Source organism: Modestobacter sp. Leaf380, assembly GCF_001424485.1.
Taxonomy (GTDB): Bacteria; Actinomycetota; Actinomycetes; order Mycobacteriales; family Geodermatophilaceae; genus Klenkia.
This window is the reverse complement of record NZ_LMQC01000021.1, coordinates 56359-74409: the sequence shown is the minus strand read 5'-3', so window position 1 is coordinate 74409 and position 18051 is coordinate 56359. Positions and strand designations below refer to the sequence as shown.

Here is an 18051-nt window from a genome sequence, read left to right as displayed (position 1 = left end):
TCTGCCCGACGGCCGCACCCCACGCCGGGGTGAGGTCCCGGCGGGGGCCGGTGCGGGTCAGCCCTCGACGACGACGTCGTCCCCACGGCGGACGGCGCGGCGCACCCGCAGCGGCAGGACCTTCCCGAGCAGCCGGATCAGCCCGGTGTACCCGGGGGTGGGGCCGTGCCAGCCCAGGAACCCGCGGGGACCCTCGACCATCGCGCCGGAGTCCAGGTCGTAGCGGGCCTGGTGCCAGGGGCAGACCAGGCAGCCGTCGGCGTCCACCGTGCCCTCGGACAGGTCGGCGAGCTGGTGCCGGCAGCGGCGGGAGGTGGCGACGAGGTCGCCGTCCCGGTTGGCGACGGCCCAGGGCCCGGCCCGGCGGACGGCGCCGGGCGGGAGGTCGGCGGCGGGGATCCGGTGCTGCTCACGTGAGGTCATGCCCGGGCCCCTACCCCGGCGGGACGGGGGCTCAGCCGCGCCGGTGCCGCCAACTGCGGCCCTGCAACCACCACTCGAGGCGGCGGGTGATCCAGGGCAGCAGCAGGTAGGTCATCAGCGGGGTGAGGGTCAGTGTCACGACCGCCACCCGCCAGACGACGAACACGTCGGCCAGCAGCGCACCCAGGGTGACCGTCGCGAGCAGGTTGAGCGGGAAGAAGACCAGCCAGATGGTGGTGGCCTGCTTCCAGCGCGGCGGCGGACCGGCGGGGGGCGGGGTGTGGTCGACGGCCTCGGTGCTCTCCGGCGGGTCGAACCAGCCCTCGATGCCGGTGCGCTTCTCGGTGCGGGTGACCTGGGCCAGCCCCTGGGCGGCGCCCAGCCACCAGGACCGCTCGGGGCTGGCCTCCCAGGCGGTGAGCGTCGCGGGTGAGTCGAAGCGGGCCAGCATGTGCCACTCGTCCGAGCCGCCGCGCGGGCGCACCCAGCCACCGCCCAGGAAGCCCGGCGCGGACTCGGCCAGCGTGAGCCCGGACCGGATCCAGGCGGTCATCTCCGCGGCGTGCGCGGGGTCGGCCCGCCGGGTGAAGGAGACGGTGACCGGCAGGGTGCCGGTGGCGGGCGCTGTCACGCCCTCCAGGGTCCCCGGTGATCGTGTCCCGTGCGTGTCACGTCGCGCACACAGCGGACTGTGGTCGGCTGGCCCCGATGAGCGAGACATGGGACCGCGTGAGCGCCACCTCTCCCCCGCTGCCGGCCTGGGCGCTGCTGGTCAGCGCGGCCGTGGCGCTGGTGCTGGTCGGCCAGCGGGACCTCTGGCGGACCAGCCGCAACGCCGTGACGATCGCCCACGAGGGCGCGCACGGCGTGGCCGCGCTGCTGACGGGACGGCGGCTGGCCGGGATCCGGCTGCACTCGGACACCTCCGGCGTCACCGTCTCCGCCGGACGCCCGACGGGCCCGGGCATGGTGGTGACGGCGGCCGCCGGTTACGTCGGGCCCGGTCTGATCGGGCTGGGTGCGGCCGCGCTGCTGGCCTCGGGTCACGCGATCGGCCTGCTGTGGGCGCTGCTGGTCCTGCTGGCGCTCCTGCTGCTGCAGATCCGCAACCTCTTCGGGCTGTGGTCGGTGCTGGCCACCGGGGCCCTGGTCTTCGCCGCGACCTGGTGGCTGCCGGTGACCTGGCAGTCCGGGTTCGCCCACGTCGTCGTGTGGTTCCTGCTGCTGGCCGCGCCGCGCACGGTGTGGGAGCTGCAGGCCAAGCGACGACGCCGGGCAGCACCGGACTCCGACGCCGACCAGCTGGCCCGGCTCACCGGGCTCCCCGGCCTGGTGTGGGTCGGGGTCTTCCTGCTGGTCGACGTCGGGGCGCTGGCGCTGGGCACCTGGTGGCTGGTGCGCTGAGGCCTCAGGCGGGACGGCCCCGGCGGCGGGGTGCGCAGTGCGCCGGCTGCCGCACCGGCTCGACCGGGCCGAGCTCGGGGACGGGCAGCACCAGCTCCTCGCCGGTGACCTGCACCTGCTCGCCGTGGTGGGTGATCGTCAGCGACTCCCCCCGCACCAGCCGGTAGGTCGCCGTCTCCTGGGTGACGCGGACGGTGAGGCAGCGGCCCAGGAAGACCACCCGGAAGGACAGTGCGGTCAGCCGAGGGGGCAGCCGCGGCGCGAAGGACAGGGTGCCGCCGTGGTCCCGCATCCCGCCGAACCCGGCGACCGCGACCGTCCAGCCCCCGGCCAGCGAGGCGATGTGCAGGCCGTGCCCGGAGTTGCCGTGCAGGTTCTGCAGGTCGGTCAGCGCCGCCTCGCCCCAGTAGTCGTAGGCCAGCTCCAGGTGACCGGTCTCCGCGGCGACGACGGCCTGCTGGGCCGCCGACAGCGAAGAGTCCCGCACCGTGCGCGCCTCGTAGTAGGCGAAGTCGCGGGCCTTCTGCTCGGGGGTGAAGGCGTCCCCGCGCAGGTGCAGCGCCATGACCAGGTCGGCCTGCTTGACCACCTGCTTGCGGTAGATCTCGAAGTAGGGGAAGTGCAGCAGCAGCGGGTACTTCTCCGGCGGGGTCCCCTCGAAGTCCCACTCCTGGTGCCGGGTGAAGTGCTCGCTGGTCTGGTGCACGCCCAGCTCGTCGTCGAACGGGATGCGCATGGCGTCGGCGGCCCGGCCCCACAGGTCCAGCTCGTCGTCGGTGACCTTCAGCCGGGCCGCGACGGCGGGCTGCCGGGCGGCCGCGGCGCGGGCCTCGCGCAGGTTCTTCTGCGCCATCAGGTTCGTGTACACGTTGTTGTCGACCACGGCGGTGTACTCGTCGGGGCCGGTGACGCCGTCGATGCGGAAGCCGCGCCCGTCGTCGAAGTGGCCCAGCGAGGCCCACAGGCGGGCGGTCTCCACCAGCATCTCGACGCCGAACTGCTCGTCGAAGGTGTCGTCGAAGGTCGCCGCGTAGTACCGGGCGACGGCGTCGGCGATGTCGGCGTTGACGTGGAAGGCCGCGGTGCCGGCCGGCCAGTAGCCGCTGGTCTCCTCACCGCGGATGGTCCGCCACGGGAACGCGGCACCCTCGTGGCCGAGCACGCGGGCGCGCTCGCGGGCCAGGTCCAGCGTCGAGTGCCGCCACATGAGGGCGTCCCGGACGGCCTCGGGGGCGGTGTAGGTGAGCACCGGCAGCACGTAGGTCTCGGTGTCCCAGAAGGTGTGCCCGTCGTATCCGGGGCCGGTGAGGCCCTTGGCCGGGATGGGCTGCCGTTCGGCGCGGAGCCCGGCCTGCAGGACGTGGAAGACCCCGACCCGGACGGCCTGCTGCAGTTCGTCGTCGCCCTCGATGACCACGTCGGCCTGCGCCCAGTGCTGGTCCAGCAGGTCGCGCTGCTCGCGGACCAGCCGGTCCCAGCCGGCCAGCTTGGCCACCGAGAGGGCGCCCTCGACCTGGTCGCGGACGGCGGGTGAGGACCGGCGGGAGGACCAGCCGTAGGCCAGGTACTTCACCAGCCGGAGCTTCGAGCCGGCGGGCAGCCGCGCGGCCAGCGTGTAGCGGGCCAGGTCCGGGGAGACCTCGAGGTCCTCGCTGGCGCTGTCGGGCACCTCGACGTCGTGGTCCATGCCGGCGGCCATCCGCAGCCGCGAGGTCCTGGTCTGGTGCACCAGGACGGCGTGCCGGCCACGCCCGACGTGCAGCTCGCCCTGCAGCGGCTTGCTCAGCGCGGCCGCGGCGCGCGGGTCTTCGGACCCGGCGTTCTCCACCAGCTCGTTGGCCAGCAGGTCGGACTGGATCGCGACGTAGAGGTCGCCCTTGTCGTCCACGCAGCGCACCGAGAACTCGATGGCGGCGATGGAGCGGCGGGTCAGGGAGACCAGCCGGGTGCTGGTGACCTCCACGGTGCGCCCGTTGGGCGAGCGCCACACGGTGGTGCGCCGCAGGACGCCGGCGCGCAGGTCCAGGGTGCGGCGGTGCGACTGCACCTCGCCGTAGTCCAGGTCCAGCGGGGAGTCCCCCACCAGCAGCCGGATGAGCTTGCCGTCGGTCACGTTGACGACGGTCTGGCCCTCCTCGGGGAAGCCGTACCCGGCCTCGGCGTAGGGCAGCGGCCGCTCCTCGAAGAACCCGTTGAGGTACGTGCCCGGGACGACGGAGGGCTCCCCCTCCTCCAACGTGCCGCGCATGCCGATGTGCCCGTTGGCCAGGGCGAAGACCGACTCGTTGACGGCCAGGCTGTCGTGGTCGATGCCCACCTCGGTCAGCGACCAGGGCTCGATCGGGAAGTGCGCGCGCCCCTCGGTCACAGCAGTTCCTCCAGGTCCTGCACGACGACGTCGGCGCCGTGCGCGCGCAGCGCGTCGGCCTGACCCACGCGGTCCACGCCCACGACGAAGCCGAAGTGCCCGGCCTTCCCGGCGGCGACGCCGGACTGCGCGTCCTCGAAGACGACGGCCTCCGACGGCTGGACCCCCAGCGCGCGGGCGCCGGCCAGGAAGGTGTCCGGCGCGGGCTTGCCGCGGTACCCCTCCCGGGCCGTGACGACGCCGTCGATGCGCGCGTCGACCAGGTCGGCGAACCCGCCGGCGGCGATGACGGCCTCGCCGTTGGCCGAGGCGGTGACCACGGCGACCGGCAGGCCGGCCTCCTTGGCGGCGCGCAGGTAGCGCATCGAGCCCTCGTAGACCTGGACGCCGTGCTCGTCGAGCTCGGCGAGGACCAGCTCGTTCTTCCGCGTGGCCACGCCCTCCACCGTCGCGGCGTCGGGCCCGTCGTCGGCGGAGCCCTCCGGCAGCTCGATGCCCCGGCTGGCCAGGAAGTCGCGGACGCCGTCCCGACGTGGCTTGCCGTCCACGTAGGAGTTGTAGTCGGCGTCGCTGAACTCCGCGGCCTGCGGGTCGCGCGAGCGGAGGAAGTCGTCGAAGGTGCGCTTCCAGGCGGCCTGGTGGACCTTCGCGGTCTGCGTGAGCACACCGTCGAGGTCGAACAGGCACGCGCGGACGGCGTCAGGGAGTCCCAGCACGCGACGACCGTACGGCCCGGTGATCACCCCGACCTCTCGAAGGGCGCCGGGGTGACCAGGCTCCTAGGTTGGGCACGACCCACCCGCTGTTGGAGGAGCACCCCCATGACCCGTCCCACCCCGCCCGACCCCTACGACTTCCTGCCCCAGGTCCCCGAGTTCGCGCTGACCAGCACCGACGTCAGCGACGGCGTCGGTCTGGGCCGCGAGCAGGTCAGCGGGAAGATGGGCCTGGACGGCGAGGACCGCTCCCCGCAGCTGTCCTGGTCGGAGTTCCCCGAGGGCACCCGGGGCTTCGCCGTCACCGTGTACGACCCCGACGCCCCGACCGCCAGCGGCTTTTGGCACTGGGCCGTCGCCGGCATCCCGGCCTCGGTCACCGAGCTGGCCGCCGGCGCCGCGGACGGCGGGCTCCCGGAAGGCGCCGTCCAGCTGCGCAACGACGCTGGCTTCGCCGGGTTCGTGGGTGCCGCTCCCCCGGCCGGTCACGGCCCGCACCGGTACTACGTGGTCGTGCACGCCCTCGACACCGACGACCTGGGTGTGCCGGCCGACGCCACGCCGGCCTTCCTGGGCTTCAACCTGTTCAGCCACACCCTGGCCCGGGCCGTCCTGGTCCCGACCTTCGAGGTGAGCTGACCCCGCGTCACCGGGCGGTCGCACAGCCGGACTGTGTGAACGCTTGAGCACCGGGTAACCCCGGTGCATGCGCCGAGCCCAGGACCTGCGACCCGACCCGTCGGCGCAGCCTGGGCTCTCGGCGTCCCGGCCCCTCCTCCTGGCGGTCTCGGTCGTCGTGGCCCTCCTGGTCGGCCTCACGGCCGGCCCCGCGCAGGCACAGACCCGGAGCGCGTCCTCGGTGGACGCCGCCGACGCCGCGTGGGCCCAGGCCCTGGCCCCCAGCGGCACCGGCGGCACGCTGGCCGTGGTGGTGGCCCCCGTGCAGTCCGCCCGGGCATCGCTGGCCGACCGCACCCCCGCCCCCGTGGGCAACGCCGCCGCGGACCGCCCGACCTACTCGGCCTCCCTGGTCAAGCTGCTCGTCGTCGAGGACGTGCTCCACCGGGCGCGCACCGGGGCGCTGACGCTCACCACCGCCGACCGCCAGCTGCTGATGAGCATGCTCATCACCTCCGACGACCCGGCGATGAACACCGCGTGGGAGCGGTGGGGCGCCGACCAGATGGTCCGCGACGGCGCAGCCCGCTACGGGCTCACCTCGACCGCCCCGCCCGCCGAACTCGGCCAGTGGGGTCAGACGGTCACCACCGCCGGCGACATGGCCCGCTTCCTCGCCGCGCTCCCGGTGACCGCGCACCCCGAGGACGCCACCACCATGCGGTTCTGGCTGTCCATGGCCACCCCACTGGGCGCCGACGGCTTCGACCAGTCCTTCGGCCTGCTCGCCCAGGACACCCCCGGCACCGCCGCCAAGCAGGGCTGGATGTGCTGCGTCGCCGACACCCGCCACCTGCACTCGGTGGGCTACGTCGACGACACGGTCGTCGTGCTGCTCGGTGAGGTCCCGGCCACCACCGGCTGGGACGTCGCCATCGCCGGGCTCGACGCCGCCGCGGCCGCCCTGCTGCGCTGAGGCGCGCTCAGCAGCCCTCGACGGGACGTTCGGCGACGTACGTCGTCCCCACGCGGGCGAAGCCGACCCGCTCGTAGACCCGGGCCACGTCGTCGTCCCCGGCGGAGAGGAAGACCAGCTCGGCGGTCTCCCGGGCGTGCTCGACCAGCGTGGAGGCCAGGCCGGCGCCCAGGCCGCGCCCCCGGAAGCGGGGCAGCGTGGCCACCCCGACGATCTCGCTGACCTCGGCGCCGTCGACGTCGACCGGCTGGTGCGAGCCGACCGCGACCGGCTCGCCGTCCTCGACGGCCACCATCATCACGGTGCGGCCGGCGGCGATGCGCTCCCGCAGCACCGAGGTGGGCTGCGGGGGGTCGACCAGCCGCTCCGGGGCGACCCCGGTGGAGGTGGTGACCGGCTCGTCGGGGGCCAGCGGGCCCGTCGGGGCGGCGAAGGCGAGCTGGGCCAGCCGCTGGTAGGTCGCCAGCTGCGGGTCGTCGGCCCCGATCAGGAAGTACCGGACGCCGGGCGGGAGCATGACCTCCAGGGTGTCGACGGCCACCAGCAGCGGCAGCTCGTCGACGACCAGCCCGGCCTGCCGGGCGGCCTGGCCCAGGCCCGGGTTCCGCTCGGCGAACCACTCCAGCGCCTGCGGCAGGTCCGCGGCCTCCTGGGCGGCCAGCGCGGCCTCCACGTCGGCCAGCGGCACAGGACCACCACCGGGGTGCGGGCGCGCGGGGTGCGGCCACTCGGGGGCACCCAGCGGGACGTCGAGGGCGCCGATCCGGCTCACCGGGGAGTCCGGCAGCGGGGACAGGGCGAAGTAGCGCTCGATGCGGTCCAGGACCCCGGGACGCGTCGACACACCCGCACCCTAGACGCGCGAGGGCCCGGCGTCCGCCGGGAGGACCCCACGGTGACCCGGGCGGGGGGTCCGCGCGAGCCGGACGGCACCATGTGTTCCGTGACGGTCGGACCACGGAGCCACCCCTCGCCCTACGCGGCGTTCGACCGAGCCCAGTGGCGGGCGCTCGCCGCCGGGCAGGACCTGCCCCTGGACGCGGCCCAGCTGGAGGAGCTGGCCTCCCTCGGCGACCGGATCGACCTGCACGAGGTCAACACCGTCTACCTGCCGCTGGCCCGGCTGCTCGCCCTGCACGTGACGGCCAGCCGCCGGCTGTGGGCCGCGCAGTCGGAGTTCCTGGGCGCCAGCACGGCGAAGGTGCCCTTCGTCATCGCCGTCGCCGGCAGCGTCGCGGTCGGCAAGAGCACCACGGCCCGGCTGCTGCAGGCCCTGCTCGCCGCCCAGCCGGACACCCCGCGGGTCGACCTGGTGACCACCGACGGGTTCCTGCACCCCAACGCCGTCCTCGAGGCCCGTGGCCAGCTCGGACGCAAGGGCTTCCCGGAGACCTACGACCGACGGGCGCTGCTGCGCTTCCTGGCCGACGTGAAGAGCGGACGCGGCGAGGTGTCCGCCCCGCTGTACTCCCACCAGTCCTACGACGTCCTGCCCGACCGCCGTCAGCTCGTCGACTCCCCCGACGTGCTGGTGCTCGAGGGCCTCAACGTGCTGCAGGCCGGCAGCCGCACCGACGGCCGGGTGCCCGAGGTGTTCCTGTCGGACTTCTTCGACTTCTCCGTCTACGTGGACGCCGCCGAGGCCGACGTCGAGCAGTGGTACGTCGAGCGCTTCCACGCCCTGCGCCGCACGGCCTTCCAGGACGAGGCCGCCTACTTCCACCGCTTCGCCGACCTGACCGACGAGGAGGCCACCCAGACCGCGCGCGGCATCTGGGCGGGCACCAACGGCCCCAACCTGCGGACCAACATCGCCCCGACCCGGTCGCGTGCCCGGCTGGTCCTGCAGAAGGCCTCCGACCACTCCGTGCGCAAGGTGCTGCTCCGCAAGCTCTGAGCTCAGTCCGGCAGCTGGGAGGTGCCGTCCTCGGCCAGCGGCCAGAACGGGTTGTGCGCGATCTCCCAGCGGTGCCCCTCGGGGTCGGCGAAGACGCCGTTGTACCCGCCCCACGGGGTGGCCGCCCCCTCGCGCAGCAGCTGTCCGCCGGCGGCCACCGCCTCGGTCAGCACGGCGTCGACCTCGGCCGGGGAGCCCACGTTGTGCGCCACGGTGATCCCGCCCCAGCCGCCGGCGTCATGGGTCACCTCCGAGTCGGCGGCCAGCTCGGTGCGGGACCACAGCGCCAGGTGCGTGCCCACGCCCTGCAGGAAGGCGATGGACTCCTGGGACTGGCTGGACTCCCGCCAGCCGAGGGCCGCGTAGAAGGCGCGGGCCCGGGGCAGGTCGGTGACGCCGAGGGTGAGCAGGGTGACGACGGGTCTCATGTCACGGCACCTTGGCACGACCCCCCGACAGTCGCGGCCTCGCGCCGGGCGTGGACGGGACACGGGTGTCCGCGCTGTGGGCCCCGGGAGCTGGTGCACCACGGTGCGGAGGTCGCGGTGCTGCGCGACCTCCACCGCGCCCGCAGCTCCTCGGCGTAGGCCTCCAGCGAGCGCCGGTACCGGGTGAGGTGCGGGGCCAGCGCGCCGACGGCGAACCCCACGGCCTCCCGCTGCCGGAGACCAGTCGAAGTCCGCCACGGGACGATCCTGGCAGCCGGCCCGCTGCCTCGTCACCCCCTGCGGCCCGCAGGCCCACCGGACCGCAGACTGGTCCCATGAGCGAGCTGCCCGCCGACGCCGCCACCCGCCGCGCCCCGCACGACCAGCCCTTCGGGCCCTGGGTCCAGACCACCCTGGCCGACGGGTGGGGCCCCGAACCCGTCGTCGCCCACCCCGCCGTCGACGGAGCCGCCGAGGCCGCCGCCGACCACCGCGCCCGGCTGCTGGCCGCGCTGGGCGCCGGCACCGTCGTCGTCCCCGCCGGGACGGCGCCGGTGCGGGCCAACGACACCGTCTTCGGTTTCCGGCCGGCCAGCGCCTACACCTGGCTGACCGGCGACCAGGCCGAGGGTGCCGTGCTGGTGCTCGACGCCGACGGCGCCACGGTCTTCCTGCCGCCCTCGGCCGGCCCGGGGACGCTGACCTACGTCACCGACCGCCGCGAGGGCGCGCTGTGGGTGGGCGGGGTCCCCGGCGCCGAGCCGACCGCGCGGCGGCTCGCCGTCGCCGTGCGCCCCCGCACCGACCTGGCCGCCGACCTGGCCGGCCGGCCGGGCCCGGTGCGCCTGCTCGCCGGGGTGGACGCCGACGTCGACGCCCTGCTGCCCGGGGCCGCCTCCCGGGAGCTGGAGCTGACCGTGGACCGGCTGCGCGCGGTCAAGGACGCCTGGGAGGTCGACCGGCTCGCCGAGGCGTGCGCGGCCACCGCCCGCGGGTTCGCCGACGTCGTCGCCGAGCTGCCGGGACTGCTCGCCGGCGACGGGCGGCGCGGCGAGCGCTGGCTGGAGGGCACCTTCTGGCGCCGGGCCCGGTTCGAGGGCAACGACGTCGGCTACTCCTCGATCGTCGCGGCCGGGGCCAACGGCACCTCGCTGCACTGGGCCCCCGTCGACGGCGACATCGTGGCCGGACAGCTGCTGCTGGCCGACATGGGCGTGGAGACGACGTCGCTGTACACCGCCGACGTCACCCGGACCATGCCGGTGTCGGGCAGCTGGACGCCGGTGCAGCGGCGGGTCTACGACGCCGTCCGCGAGGCGCACCTGGCCGGCATCGCCGAGGTGCGGGCCGGCAACGCCTTCCTGGCCGCGCACGCCGCCGCGCAGTGGGTGCTGGCCGACCACCTGCACCGCTGGGGGGTCACCGCCTGGTCCGCCGACGACGCCCTGCACCCCGACCTCGCCCGGCCCGGCGCCGGGGCACACCGCCGGTACACGCTGCACTCGACCAGCCACCTGCTCGGCCTCGACGTGCACGACTGCGCCCGCGTCGACGGCGCCGAGTACCTGGCCACCACCCTGCAGCCCGGCCACGCGCTGACGGTGGAGCCGGGTCTCTACTTCCAGGTCAACGACCGCACCGTGCCCGACGAGCTGCGCGGGCTGGCGGTGCGGATCGAGGACGACCTGGTGGTCACCGACGGCGCCGCCCGGGTGCTGTCGGACGCCCTGCCCACCGACGGCGACGAGCTGGTCGCCTGGATGGCCGACGCCGGCACTCAGCCGCGCGGGCTGTAGCGCTGCTCGGGCCGGCCGGTGCTGCCGTACCGCAGCTCCAGCTCGAGCCGCCCGTCGGCGTCCAGCGCCGCGAGGTGACGCTGCGCGGTCGCCCGGGACACCCCGGTCACCGCAGCCAGGTCGGCTGCCGACTGCGGCTCCCCCGCGGTCCGCATCGCCTGCAGCAGCAGGTCACGGGTCGCGCTGGACGCCGATCGCGTCACGCTGCCGCCGTCCCCGCGCAGCGCGTGCAGCGCGGCGTCCACGAGTTCCTGGTCCAGGTCGACGGCGTCGTCGACGACCCGGCGGTACCGGGCGTAGGCCCGCAGTCGGGACTGGAGCACCCGCTCGGGGAAGGGCTTCACCAGGTAGCCCAGCGCCCCGGCGCGCAGCGCCGCGCGGAAGGTGGGCAGCTCGGTGGCCGCCGACAGCACGAGCGCGTCGCAGTCCAGCTGGGGCAGCAGCCCCAGCCCCGACCCGTCGGGCAGGTACAGGTCCACGAGCGCCAGGTCGTAGGGGGCTGCGCCGGACTGCCGCCGGGCGGTCACCGCCGCCCGGGCCGCCGCGCGTGTCCCGGCCTGCCCGGCGACGACGAAGCCGGGCACCCCGGCCACCGCCCGCGCGTGCAGCTCGGCCACGCGGAAGTCGTCGTCGACCACCAGCACCGTCAGGTCGGTCATCGGCCCGCTCCCCTCTCCAGCACCCCGGGCAGCTCCACGACGAACACCGCGCCGCCGAGCTCGCCGTCGCCACCGGCCGACGCCAGTCGCGCCGCACCGCCCCGCGCCCGGGCCACCTGGCGGACCAGACCGAGCCCGATGCCACCCTCACCGGAGGGCCGGCCCGTCACCCCGGACTCGAAGACCCGGTCGCCGAGCTCGGCGGGGACCCCGGGTCCGTTGTCGGCGACCGCGAGCACCAGGGTGTCCCCGTCCTGGACCAGGTCCAGCTCGACCACCCCCCCGGTGCGGCCCGCCAGGGCGGCGACCGCGTTGTCGACCAGGTTGCCCAGCACCGTCGTGACGTCGACCGGGTCGGTGAGCCGACCCGGGACGGCCACCCCGCCCAGTCGCAGCTGCACCCCGCCCTCGCGGGCGTGTGCGGCCTTGGCCGCGACGAATGCCTGCAGGTAGGGGTCCCGGACGGCGTCCAGTCCCTCGACGGCGGTGCCGAGCGGTCCGGTGCCCAGCAACGTGTGCACGTACTCGGCGGCCTCCGCGCCGGCGCCGGCGTCCAGCAGGCCGGCGACCAGGTGCAGCCGGTTGGCGAACTCGTGTCGTTGGGCGCGCAGCACGGTCCCGGCCTCGGCGACCGCGTCGAGCTGGCGGGTCAACAGTTCCACGTCCGTGCGGTCACGCAGTGTCAGGACCACCCCCAGTGCCCGCCCGTCGCGCTGGACCCGTCGGGAGGAGCACAGCAGGGCCCGGTCGCCCAGCACGGTCAGCGAGGCGACCGGGTCGGGGTCGGCCACCAGCCGCCGCAGCGCCGCGGGCCAGTCCCCGGTCGTGTCCCCGGCGCCGACGGGTCGGCCCAGCAGGCGCACCGCCTCCTCGTTGGCCAGCACGACCCGGCCGTCCGGGCCGACCGCGACGACGCCGTCCCCGATGCCGTGGAGCACCGCCTCGTGGCCCTGCAGCAGGGCGCCCAGCTCCTCGGGTTCCACGCCGTGGGTCAGCCGCCGCAGCCGGCGCGCCAGCAGCACCGCACCGGCGACCCCGCCGAGCAGGGCCAGCACGGCCGTGGCGGTCGCCAGCAGGGTCGCGTCCCGGGCCAGCCGGTCCACCTCGACGGCGGGCACGCCGACGCTGACCTCACCGACCACCCGGTCCTGCCCCGGGGCCCGGACCGGCACCTTGGCGCGGGCCGCCTCCCCGAGGGTGCCGGTGCCCTCCTCGACGACCTCTCCCCCGGCCAGGGCGACGGAGGGGTCGCTGCTCACCGGCAGCCCGAGCCGCTCGGGTTCGGGGTGGGACAGGCGCAGCCCCCGCGCGTCGGTGACGACGACGAAGAAGGCACCGGTGCGCCGCCGGGTGGCCTCCGCGGCCGCCTGCACCGGTCCGTCCACGAGGTCGGCGCGGGCCGCGTCGTCGGCGGGTGCCGGCGCGTCACTGGCGCGGGCGGCACCGGCCCGGACGACCTCGTCCTCGGCCACCGCCCGGGCCAGGGCCAGGGCGACCTGCCCGGCGTTCTGGTCGGCCTGCCGCTGCAGCACGACCGCCGAGCCGCCGAGAGCGACCACGAGCACCGCCGTGACCAGCAGCACCAGGACGGCGAGGGTCTGCCGGGTGAACGTCCACCGGCGGGGATCCACCACCGGAGGCTACCCGGCTCGTTGCGCACAACGAGCACAACGAGGTCATCGCGGACAACCGATCTCTGCGCGCGCAAGCCCGGTGACGCACGCCACCCCTCCTAGCGTCGGACCACCGCGACCGGTCGGGTCGGCGGGGGCCCGCACACCGGGCCCGTCCAGATCGGATGGAGCGACGATGCTCGTACTTCTCGGATTCGGCATGGTCGCCGTGTTCATGGCCCTGATCCTGACCAAGCGGCTCTCGCCGGTGGTCGCCCTGATCCTGGTCCCGGTGGTCTTCGGGATCGTCGCGGGTGCCGGGTCGGACCTCGGTGACGCCGTGGAGGAACAGGTCGGCGGGTTCGCCACGACCGCGGCGCTGTTGTTCTTCGCGATCATCTTCTTCGGCCTGATGATCGACGTGGGCCTCTTCGACCCGCTGATCAAGGGCATCCTGCGGGTCTGCGGTGACGACCCGGTGCGGGTGGTCGTGGGCACCGCCCTGCTGGCCGGCGTGGTCTCCCTCGACGGCGACGGCTCGACGACGTTCATCATCACCGTCTCGGCCATGCTGCCCATCTACCTGCGGCTGGGGCTGTCCCCGGTGACGCTGACCGTCGCGGCGAACCTGGCCAACGGCGTCTTCAACATCCTGCCCTGGGGCGGGCCCACCATCCGGGCGGCCACGGCGCTGGACGTCTCCCCCACCGAGCTGTTCAACCCGATGGTGCCCAGCATGGTCGCCGGGTTCGCGATGGTACTGCTGCTGTCGGTCCTGATGGGCCTGGGCGAGCGGCGCAGGCTCGCCAAGCGGGGCATCTCCCTCACCGAGGTCCGTGAGCAGGAGCTCGCCGGGGTCGGCGCGTTCCGCACCGGCGGGCCCGGTGGCGGACGCCGTCCGGTGGCGCGCCCGGCGGGCGGCGACGACGACAGCGAGGCCGACGACGTCCCCACCACCCCCGAGGACGCCGACGGCCCCGCCGCGACCGGCCTGGATCCCGAACGGGCCAGCCTGCGGCCGGGACTCCTGTGGTTCAACGCCTCGCTCACCGTCGCCCTGCTGGTGCTGCTCGGCCTGGACCTGGTCCCGCTGTTCTTCGTCTTCATGGTCTTCAGTGCGATCGCCCTGCTGGTGAACTTCCCCAGCCCGGCCGAGCAGGCCGAGCGGATCAAGGAGCACGCGTCCTCGATCGTCGCCGTGGTCTCCATGGTGTTCGCCGCCGCCGTGCTGGTCGCCGTGCTCTCGGCCACCGGCATGGACACCGCGATGGCCGGCTGGATCGTCGACGTCGTCCCGGAGAGCTGGGGGCCGTACTTCGCCGTCCTCACCGGTGTGCTGTCGATGCCGTTGACGTTCTTCCTGAGCAACGACGCCTTCTACTTCGGCGTGCTGCCGATCCTGTCCGAGGCCGCGGCCAACTACGGCATCACCCCGGTCGAGATGGCGCGCGCCTCGATCATCGGCCAGCCGGTGCACATGACCAGCCCGCTGGTCCCCGCGATGCTGCTGCTGATCTCGCTGGCCCGAGTCGACCTGGCCGACCACCACAAGAAGGTCATCTGGCGGGCCGCGCTGTGCTCGCTGTCGATGCTGGCCGTCGCGCTGCTGATCGGCGTCGTCCCCTTCCGAGCGTGACGGCCGGCCCAGGCACACCCACACACCCGAGCACGAGCACCCAGGAGAGACCGTGACCCCCGCACCCGTCGTCATCGCCGTCAACGACCGTCCCGAAGGCAGCGCCGCCCTGACCTGGGGCCTGAAGCGGGCCCGCCGGCTGCAGACCACCGCCGTCCTGGTGCCCAGCACCGGGGACACCCCCAGCGCACCGGTGCACCTGTCGGTGGCCACCCGGGACCTCATCGAGTCCGCGACCGCCGCTGCCGGGGTGGACTACGTGCTCCACGAGCAGCCCGAGGACGTCGCCCAGGCGCTCATCACCCTGTCCGAGGGCGCGGACATGGTGGTGCTGCCGGTGCGACGCCGGTCGGTGACCATGAAGTTTCTGCTGGGCAGCAACGCCATGCGGGTGATCGCCGAGGCACACTGCCCGGTGGTCACGGTGAAGACCCCGGGCTGACCCCGCGCTGAGCCGGCCTAGGCCTGGGCGACGGGCTCCCGCTCGACGCCGGCGGTCTCGGTCTCCCCCACGCCCTCCGGGTCGGCGTCGGCCTTCGGCACGGCAGTCGGCTCGACGTCCTCGAAGGCCTCCGGGGACGGGCAGGAGCAAACCAGGTTGCGGTCGCCGTAGGCGCCGTCGATCCGGCGGACCGGGGACAGGTAGGACCGGCCGACCAGCCCCGGCACCGGGTAGACCGCGGTCTCCCGCGAGTACGGCTTGTCCCAGTCGCGGGCCAGCATCGCCAGCGTGTGCGGGGCGTTGCGCAGCGGGTTGTCGGTCCGGTCGAACTCCCCGGACTCCACCTTCGCGATCTCCCCGCGGATGGCGATCATCGCGTCGACGAAGCGGTCGAGCTCGCCCAGGTCCTCGCTCTCGGTGGGCTCCACCATCAGCGTGCCGTTGACCGGGAAGCTCATGGTCGGGGCGTGGAAGCCGTAGTCGACCAGCCGCTTGGCGATGTCGTCGTTGGTGACGCCGGTGGCCTTGGTGATCCCCCGGACGTCCAGGATGCACTCGTGGGCGACCAGGCCCTCCGCGCCGGTGTAGAGCACCGGGTAGTGCTCGCGCAGCCGGGCGGCGACGTAGTTGGCGGCCAGGATGGCGTGCTCGGTGGCCCGGGTCAGCCCGTCGGGACCCATCAGCCGCAGGTAGGCCCAGGAGATCGGCAGGATGCCGGCTGAGCCGAAGGGGGCCCCGGCGACGGCCGGACCGGTGCCGCCGGTCTCGACCAGCGGGTGGCCGGGCAGGAAGGGCACCAGGTGCTCCCGGACGCCGATCGGGCCCACGCCGGGGCCGCCACCACCGTGCGGGATGCAGAAGGTCTTGTGCAGGTTCAGGTGGCTCACGTCGGAGCCGAACCGGCCCGGGCGGGCCAGCCCGACCAGGGCGTTGAGGTTCGCGCCGTCGACGTAGACCTGACCGCCGGCGTCGTGCACCGCGGCGCAGATGTCGCCGACCGCGGTCTCGAACACCCCGTGCGTGGAGGGGTAGGTGATCATCAGCGCGGCCAGCCGCTCGGCGTGCTGGTCGACCTTGGCCCGCAGGTCCGCCACGTCGACGTTGCCCGCCTCGTCGCAGGCCACCACGACGACCCGCATGCCGGCCATGACCGCGGAGGCGGCGTTGGTGCCGTGCGCCGAGGACGGGATGAGGCAGACGTCGCGCTGCTCGTCGCCGCGGGAGTGGTGGTACCCGCGGATGGCCAGCAGGCCGGCGAACTCGCCCTGCGACCCGGCGTTGGGCTGCACGCTCACCGCGGCGTAGCCGGTGATCTCGGCCAGCCCGGTGCACAGCTCGTCGATCAGCTGGCCGTACCCGCGGGCCTGCTCGACGGGCGCGAACGGGTGCAGCCCGGCGAACTCCGGCCAGGTGATGGCGGCCATCTCGGTGGCGGCGTTGAGCTTCATCGTGCAGGAGCCCAGCGGGATCATCGTCCGGTCCAGCGCCAGGTCCTTGTCGCTCAGCGAGCGCAGGTAGCGCAGCATCGCGGTCTCGCTGCGGTGCGCCGAGAACGTCGGGTGCGTCAGGTACGGCGTGGTCCGGCGCAGGGCACCCGGCAGCGCCTCGGTGGCGTCGTCCAGGTCGCCGGCGGCGACGCCGAACGCCCCGGCGACGACCCGCAGGGTGTCCACCGACGTCGTCTCGTCGCAGGCCACCGCGACCGTGTCGGCGTCCACCCGGCGCAGGTTGACCCGCTGCGCGGCGGCCGCGGCGACGACCTCGGACGCGCGGCCGGGCACCGAGGCCAGCACCGTGTCGAAGAAGTGCTCGTGGACGACGTCGACCCCGCCGGCGCGCAGCCAGCCGGCCAGCGTGGTGGCGCTGCGGTGCGTACGCGCCGCGATCGCGGCCAGGCCCTCGGGGCCGTGGTAGACGGCGTAGGCACCGGCGATGACCGCCAGCAGCACCTGCGCGGTGCAGATGTTGCTGGTGGCCTTCTCCCGGCGGATGTGCTGCTCGCGGGTCTGCAGCGCCAGCCGGTAGGCGACGTCGCCGTCCGCGTCGACGGAGACGCCGACCAGCCGCCCCGGGAGCTGGCGGGCCAGGCCCTCGCGGACCGAGAGGTACCCGGCGTGCGGGCCCCCGTAGCCCATCGGGACGCCGAAGCGCTGGGTGGTGCCGCAGGCGACGTCGGCGCCCCACTCCCCCGGTGCCTCCAGCAGGGTGAGCGCCAGCAGGTCCGCGGCGACGACGACGGCCGCACCGGCCTCGTGCGCGGCGGCAGCCAACGCCCGGTGGTCGCGGACCGCGCCAGAGGCACCCGGGAAGGCCAGCAGCACGCCGAAGGCGCCGGCCTCGGGCAGGTCGGTGGGCCAGCCGGCGGACAGGTCGGCAACGTGCAGCCCGATTCCCAACGGCTCGGCCCGGGTCTGCAGCACCGCGAGGGTCTGCGGCAGCGTGTCGGCATCGACGACGAAGACGGCGTCGACCTTCGCGCGGCCGGCCCGGCGGACCAGGGTCATCGCCTCGGCGGCCGCGGTGGACTCGTCCAGCATCGAGGCGCCGGCCACCGGCAGCCCGGTGAGGTCGGCCACCGTGGTCTGGAAGTTGATCAGGGCCTCGAGCCGGCCCTGGCTGATCTCGGGCTGGTAGGGCGTGTAGGCGGTGTACCAGGCCGGGTTCTCCAGGATGGTGCGCTGGATGACCGCCGGCGTCGTCGTCCCGGAGTAGCCCAGGCCGATCATCGAGGTGAACACCTCGTTGGCCGACGCGCGCTCCCGCAGGGCGGCGAGCACCTCGGCCTCGCCCTGCGCCGCGGGCAGGTCCAGGGCGGCGCGGTCACGGACGACCTCGGGCACGCAGGCGTCCACCAGGGAGGCCAGCGAGTCGTGGCCGGCGGCGGTGAGCATCGCCTGCGTGTCGGCCGGCCGGGGGCCGATGTGCCGGGCGGCGAAGGCCCCTCGCGGCTGCAGGTCCGTGAGCGGGGGCAACGACCCGGTCAGCGGTACGGAGGCATTGCTGGTGCGGTCAGCCACTGCTCAGACGCTACCAGCGGAGCGCGTCCGGCCGGTGACGGAACGGGCGCGTGGGGCC

Annotated in this window: 17 protein-coding genes; 7 read left to right on the top strand and 10 right to left on the bottom strand. The window is 74.7% G+C overall.

Going from position 1 to position 18051, the window contains the following annotated elements; genetic code table 11:
- Positions 1-57 precede the first annotated feature (57 nt).
- Complete coding sequence (locus ASG41_RS18335; RefSeq protein WP_056298531.1) at positions 58-423, bottom strand: Rieske 2Fe-2S domain-containing protein; 366 nt, start codon at positions 421-423, stop codon at positions 58-60.
- A 31-nt stretch (positions 424-454) separates the two neighbouring features.
- On the bottom strand, positions 455-1054 hold the full coding sequence (locus ASG41_RS18330; RefSeq protein ID WP_235564905.1) for an antibiotic biosynthesis monooxygenase: 600 nt from the start codon (positions 1052-1054) through the stop codon (positions 455-457).
- A 77-nt stretch (positions 1055-1131) separates the two neighbouring features.
- Between ASG41_RS18330 and ASG41_RS18325 the strand changes: the two genes are divergently transcribed.
- Positions 1132-1827 (top strand): M50 family metallopeptidase, encoded by a 696-nt coding sequence (locus tag ASG41_RS18325; RefSeq protein WP_056298528.1) that lies wholly within the window; start codon positions 1132-1134, stop codon positions 1825-1827.
- Positions 1828-1831: 4 nt separating this feature from the next.
- Here the strand turns inward: ASG41_RS18325 and ASG41_RS18320 are convergent, their stop codons facing one another.
- Both ASG41_RS18320 and ASG41_RS18315 read right to left on the bottom strand, forming a co-directional pair.
- Positions 1832-4195 carry a glycoside hydrolase family 65 protein gene (locus ASG41_RS18320; protein ID WP_056298523.1) on the bottom strand — a complete coding sequence of 788 codons (2364 nt, stop codon included), beginning with the start codon at positions 4193-4195 and terminating at the stop codon, positions 1832-1834.
- Positions 4192-4911: an HAD family phosphatase gene (locus ASG41_RS18315; protein WP_056299062.1), complete on the bottom strand. Its 720-nt coding sequence runs from the start codon at positions 4909-4911 to the stop codon at positions 4192-4194. The genes ASG41_RS18320 and ASG41_RS18315 overlap by 4 nt, the downstream gene beginning before the upstream one ends.
- Positions 4912-5016: 105 nt before the next feature.
- Here ASG41_RS18315 and ASG41_RS18310 point away from each other — a divergent pair, with 105 nt between their 5' ends.
- Positions 5017-5550 carry a YbhB/YbcL family Raf kinase inhibitor-like protein gene (locus tag ASG41_RS18310; protein ID WP_056298520.1) on the top strand — a complete coding sequence of 178 codons (534 nt, stop codon included), beginning with the start codon at positions 5017-5019 and terminating at the stop codon, positions 5548-5550.
- A 67-nt stretch (positions 5551-5617) separates the two neighbouring features.
- Positions 5618-6505, top strand: coding sequence for a serine hydrolase (locus ASG41_RS18305; RefSeq protein ID WP_162245582.1), 888 nt, complete (start codon positions 5618-5620; stop codon positions 6503-6505).
- Positions 6506-6512: 7 nt separating this feature from the next.
- On the opposite strand, the gene ASG41_RS18300 is transcribed toward ASG41_RS18305, so the two are convergent.
- Positions 6513-7349, bottom strand: a complete 837-nt coding sequence (locus ASG41_RS18300; RefSeq protein WP_056298517.1) for a GNAT family N-acetyltransferase — start codon at positions 7347-7349, stop codon at positions 6513-6515.
- 90 nt (positions 7350-7439) lie between these two features.
- Between ASG41_RS18300 and coaA the strand changes: the two genes are divergently transcribed.
- On the top strand, positions 7440-8402 hold the full coding sequence (coaA, locus tag ASG41_RS18295; RefSeq protein WP_056299057.1) for a type I pantothenate kinase: 963 nt from the start codon (positions 7440-7442) through the stop codon (positions 8400-8402).
- Positions 8403-8404: 2 nt separating this feature from the next.
- On the opposite strand, the gene ASG41_RS18290 is transcribed toward coaA, so the two are convergent.
- Positions 8405-8830, bottom strand: a complete 426-nt coding sequence (locus tag ASG41_RS18290) for a VOC family protein (RefSeq protein ID WP_056298513.1) — start codon at positions 8828-8830, stop codon at positions 8405-8407.
- A complete protein-coding gene (locus tag ASG41_RS25540; RefSeq protein WP_082557101.1) occupies positions 8827-9096 on the bottom strand; it encodes a tetratricopeptide repeat protein in 270 nt (89 codons plus the stop codon). The genes ASG41_RS18290 and ASG41_RS25540 overlap by 4 nt, the downstream gene beginning before the upstream one ends.
- Before the next feature lie 69 nt (positions 9097-9165).
- Between ASG41_RS25540 and ASG41_RS18285 the strand changes: the two genes are divergently transcribed.
- A complete protein-coding gene (locus tag ASG41_RS18285) occupies positions 9166-10626 on the top strand; it encodes an aminopeptidase P family protein (protein ID WP_056298510.1) in 1461 nt (486 codons plus the stop codon).
- Here ASG41_RS18285 and ASG41_RS18280 read toward each other — a convergent pair.
- Positions 10608-11285, bottom strand: a complete 678-nt coding sequence (locus ASG41_RS18280) for a response regulator (RefSeq protein ID WP_056298507.1) — start codon at positions 11283-11285, stop codon at positions 10608-10610. The genes ASG41_RS18285 and ASG41_RS18280 overlap by 19 nt on opposite strands.
- A complete protein-coding gene (locus ASG41_RS18275) occupies positions 11282-12916 on the bottom strand; it encodes an ATP-binding protein (RefSeq protein ID WP_157519522.1) in 1635 nt (544 codons plus the stop codon). The genes ASG41_RS18280 and ASG41_RS18275 overlap by 4 nt, the downstream gene beginning before the upstream one ends.
- A 178-nt stretch (positions 12917-13094) precedes the next feature.
- Here ASG41_RS18275 and ASG41_RS18270 point away from each other — a divergent pair, with 178 nt between their 5' ends.
- Positions 13095-14534, top strand: a complete 1440-nt coding sequence (locus tag ASG41_RS18270; RefSeq protein ID WP_056298505.1) for a CitMHS family transporter — start codon at positions 13095-13097, stop codon at positions 14532-14534.
- A 52-nt stretch (positions 14535-14586) separates the two neighbouring features.
- Entirely contained in the window at positions 14587-14976 is a 390-nt protein-coding gene (locus ASG41_RS18265) for a universal stress protein (protein WP_056298501.1), read from the top strand.
- Positions 14977-14993: 17 nt separating this feature from the next.
- Here ASG41_RS18265 and gcvP read toward each other — a convergent pair whose 3' ends face one another.
- Positions 14994-17993, bottom strand: coding sequence for an aminomethyl-transferring glycine dehydrogenase (gene gcvP, locus ASG41_RS18260; protein WP_082557100.1), 3000 nt, complete (start codon positions 17991-17993; stop codon positions 14994-14996).
- Positions 17994-18051 lie beyond the last annotated feature (58 nt).

Bases quoted from the DNA above. Each gene is read 5' to 3' on its own strand.
- ASG41_RS18335 (WP_056298531.1), bottom strand. From the start codon at position 423: ATGACCTCACGTGAGCAGCACCGGATCCCCGCCGCCGACCTCCCGCCC.
- ASG41_RS18325 (WP_056298528.1), top strand. From the start codon at position 1,132: ATGAGCGAGACATGGGACCGCGTGAGCGCCACCTCTCCCCCGCTGCCG.
- ASG41_RS18310 (WP_056298520.1), top strand. From the start codon at position 5,017: ATGACCCGTCCCACCCCGCCCGACCCCTACGACTTCCTGCCCCAGGTC.
- ASG41_RS18305 (WP_162245582.1), top strand. From the start codon at position 5,618: ATGCGCCGAGCCCAGGACCTGCGACCCGACCCGTCGGCGCAGCCTGGG.
- coaA (WP_056299057.1), top strand. From the start codon at position 7,440: ATGTGTTCCGTGACGGTCGGACCACGGAGCCACCCCTCGCCCTACGCG.
- ASG41_RS18290 (WP_056298513.1), bottom strand. From the start codon at position 8,830: ATGAGACCCGTCGTCACCCTGCTCACCCTCGGCGTCACCGACCTGCCC.
- ASG41_RS18285 (WP_056298510.1), top strand. From the start codon at position 9,166: ATGAGCGAGCTGCCCGCCGACGCCGCCACCCGCCGCGCCCCGCACGAC.
- ASG41_RS18280 (WP_056298507.1), bottom strand. From the start codon at position 11,285: ATGACCGACCTGACGGTGCTGGTGGTCGACGACGACTTCCGCGTGGCC.
- ASG41_RS18270 (WP_056298505.1), top strand. From the start codon at position 13,095: ATGCTCGTACTTCTCGGATTCGGCATGGTCGCCGTGTTCATGGCCCTG.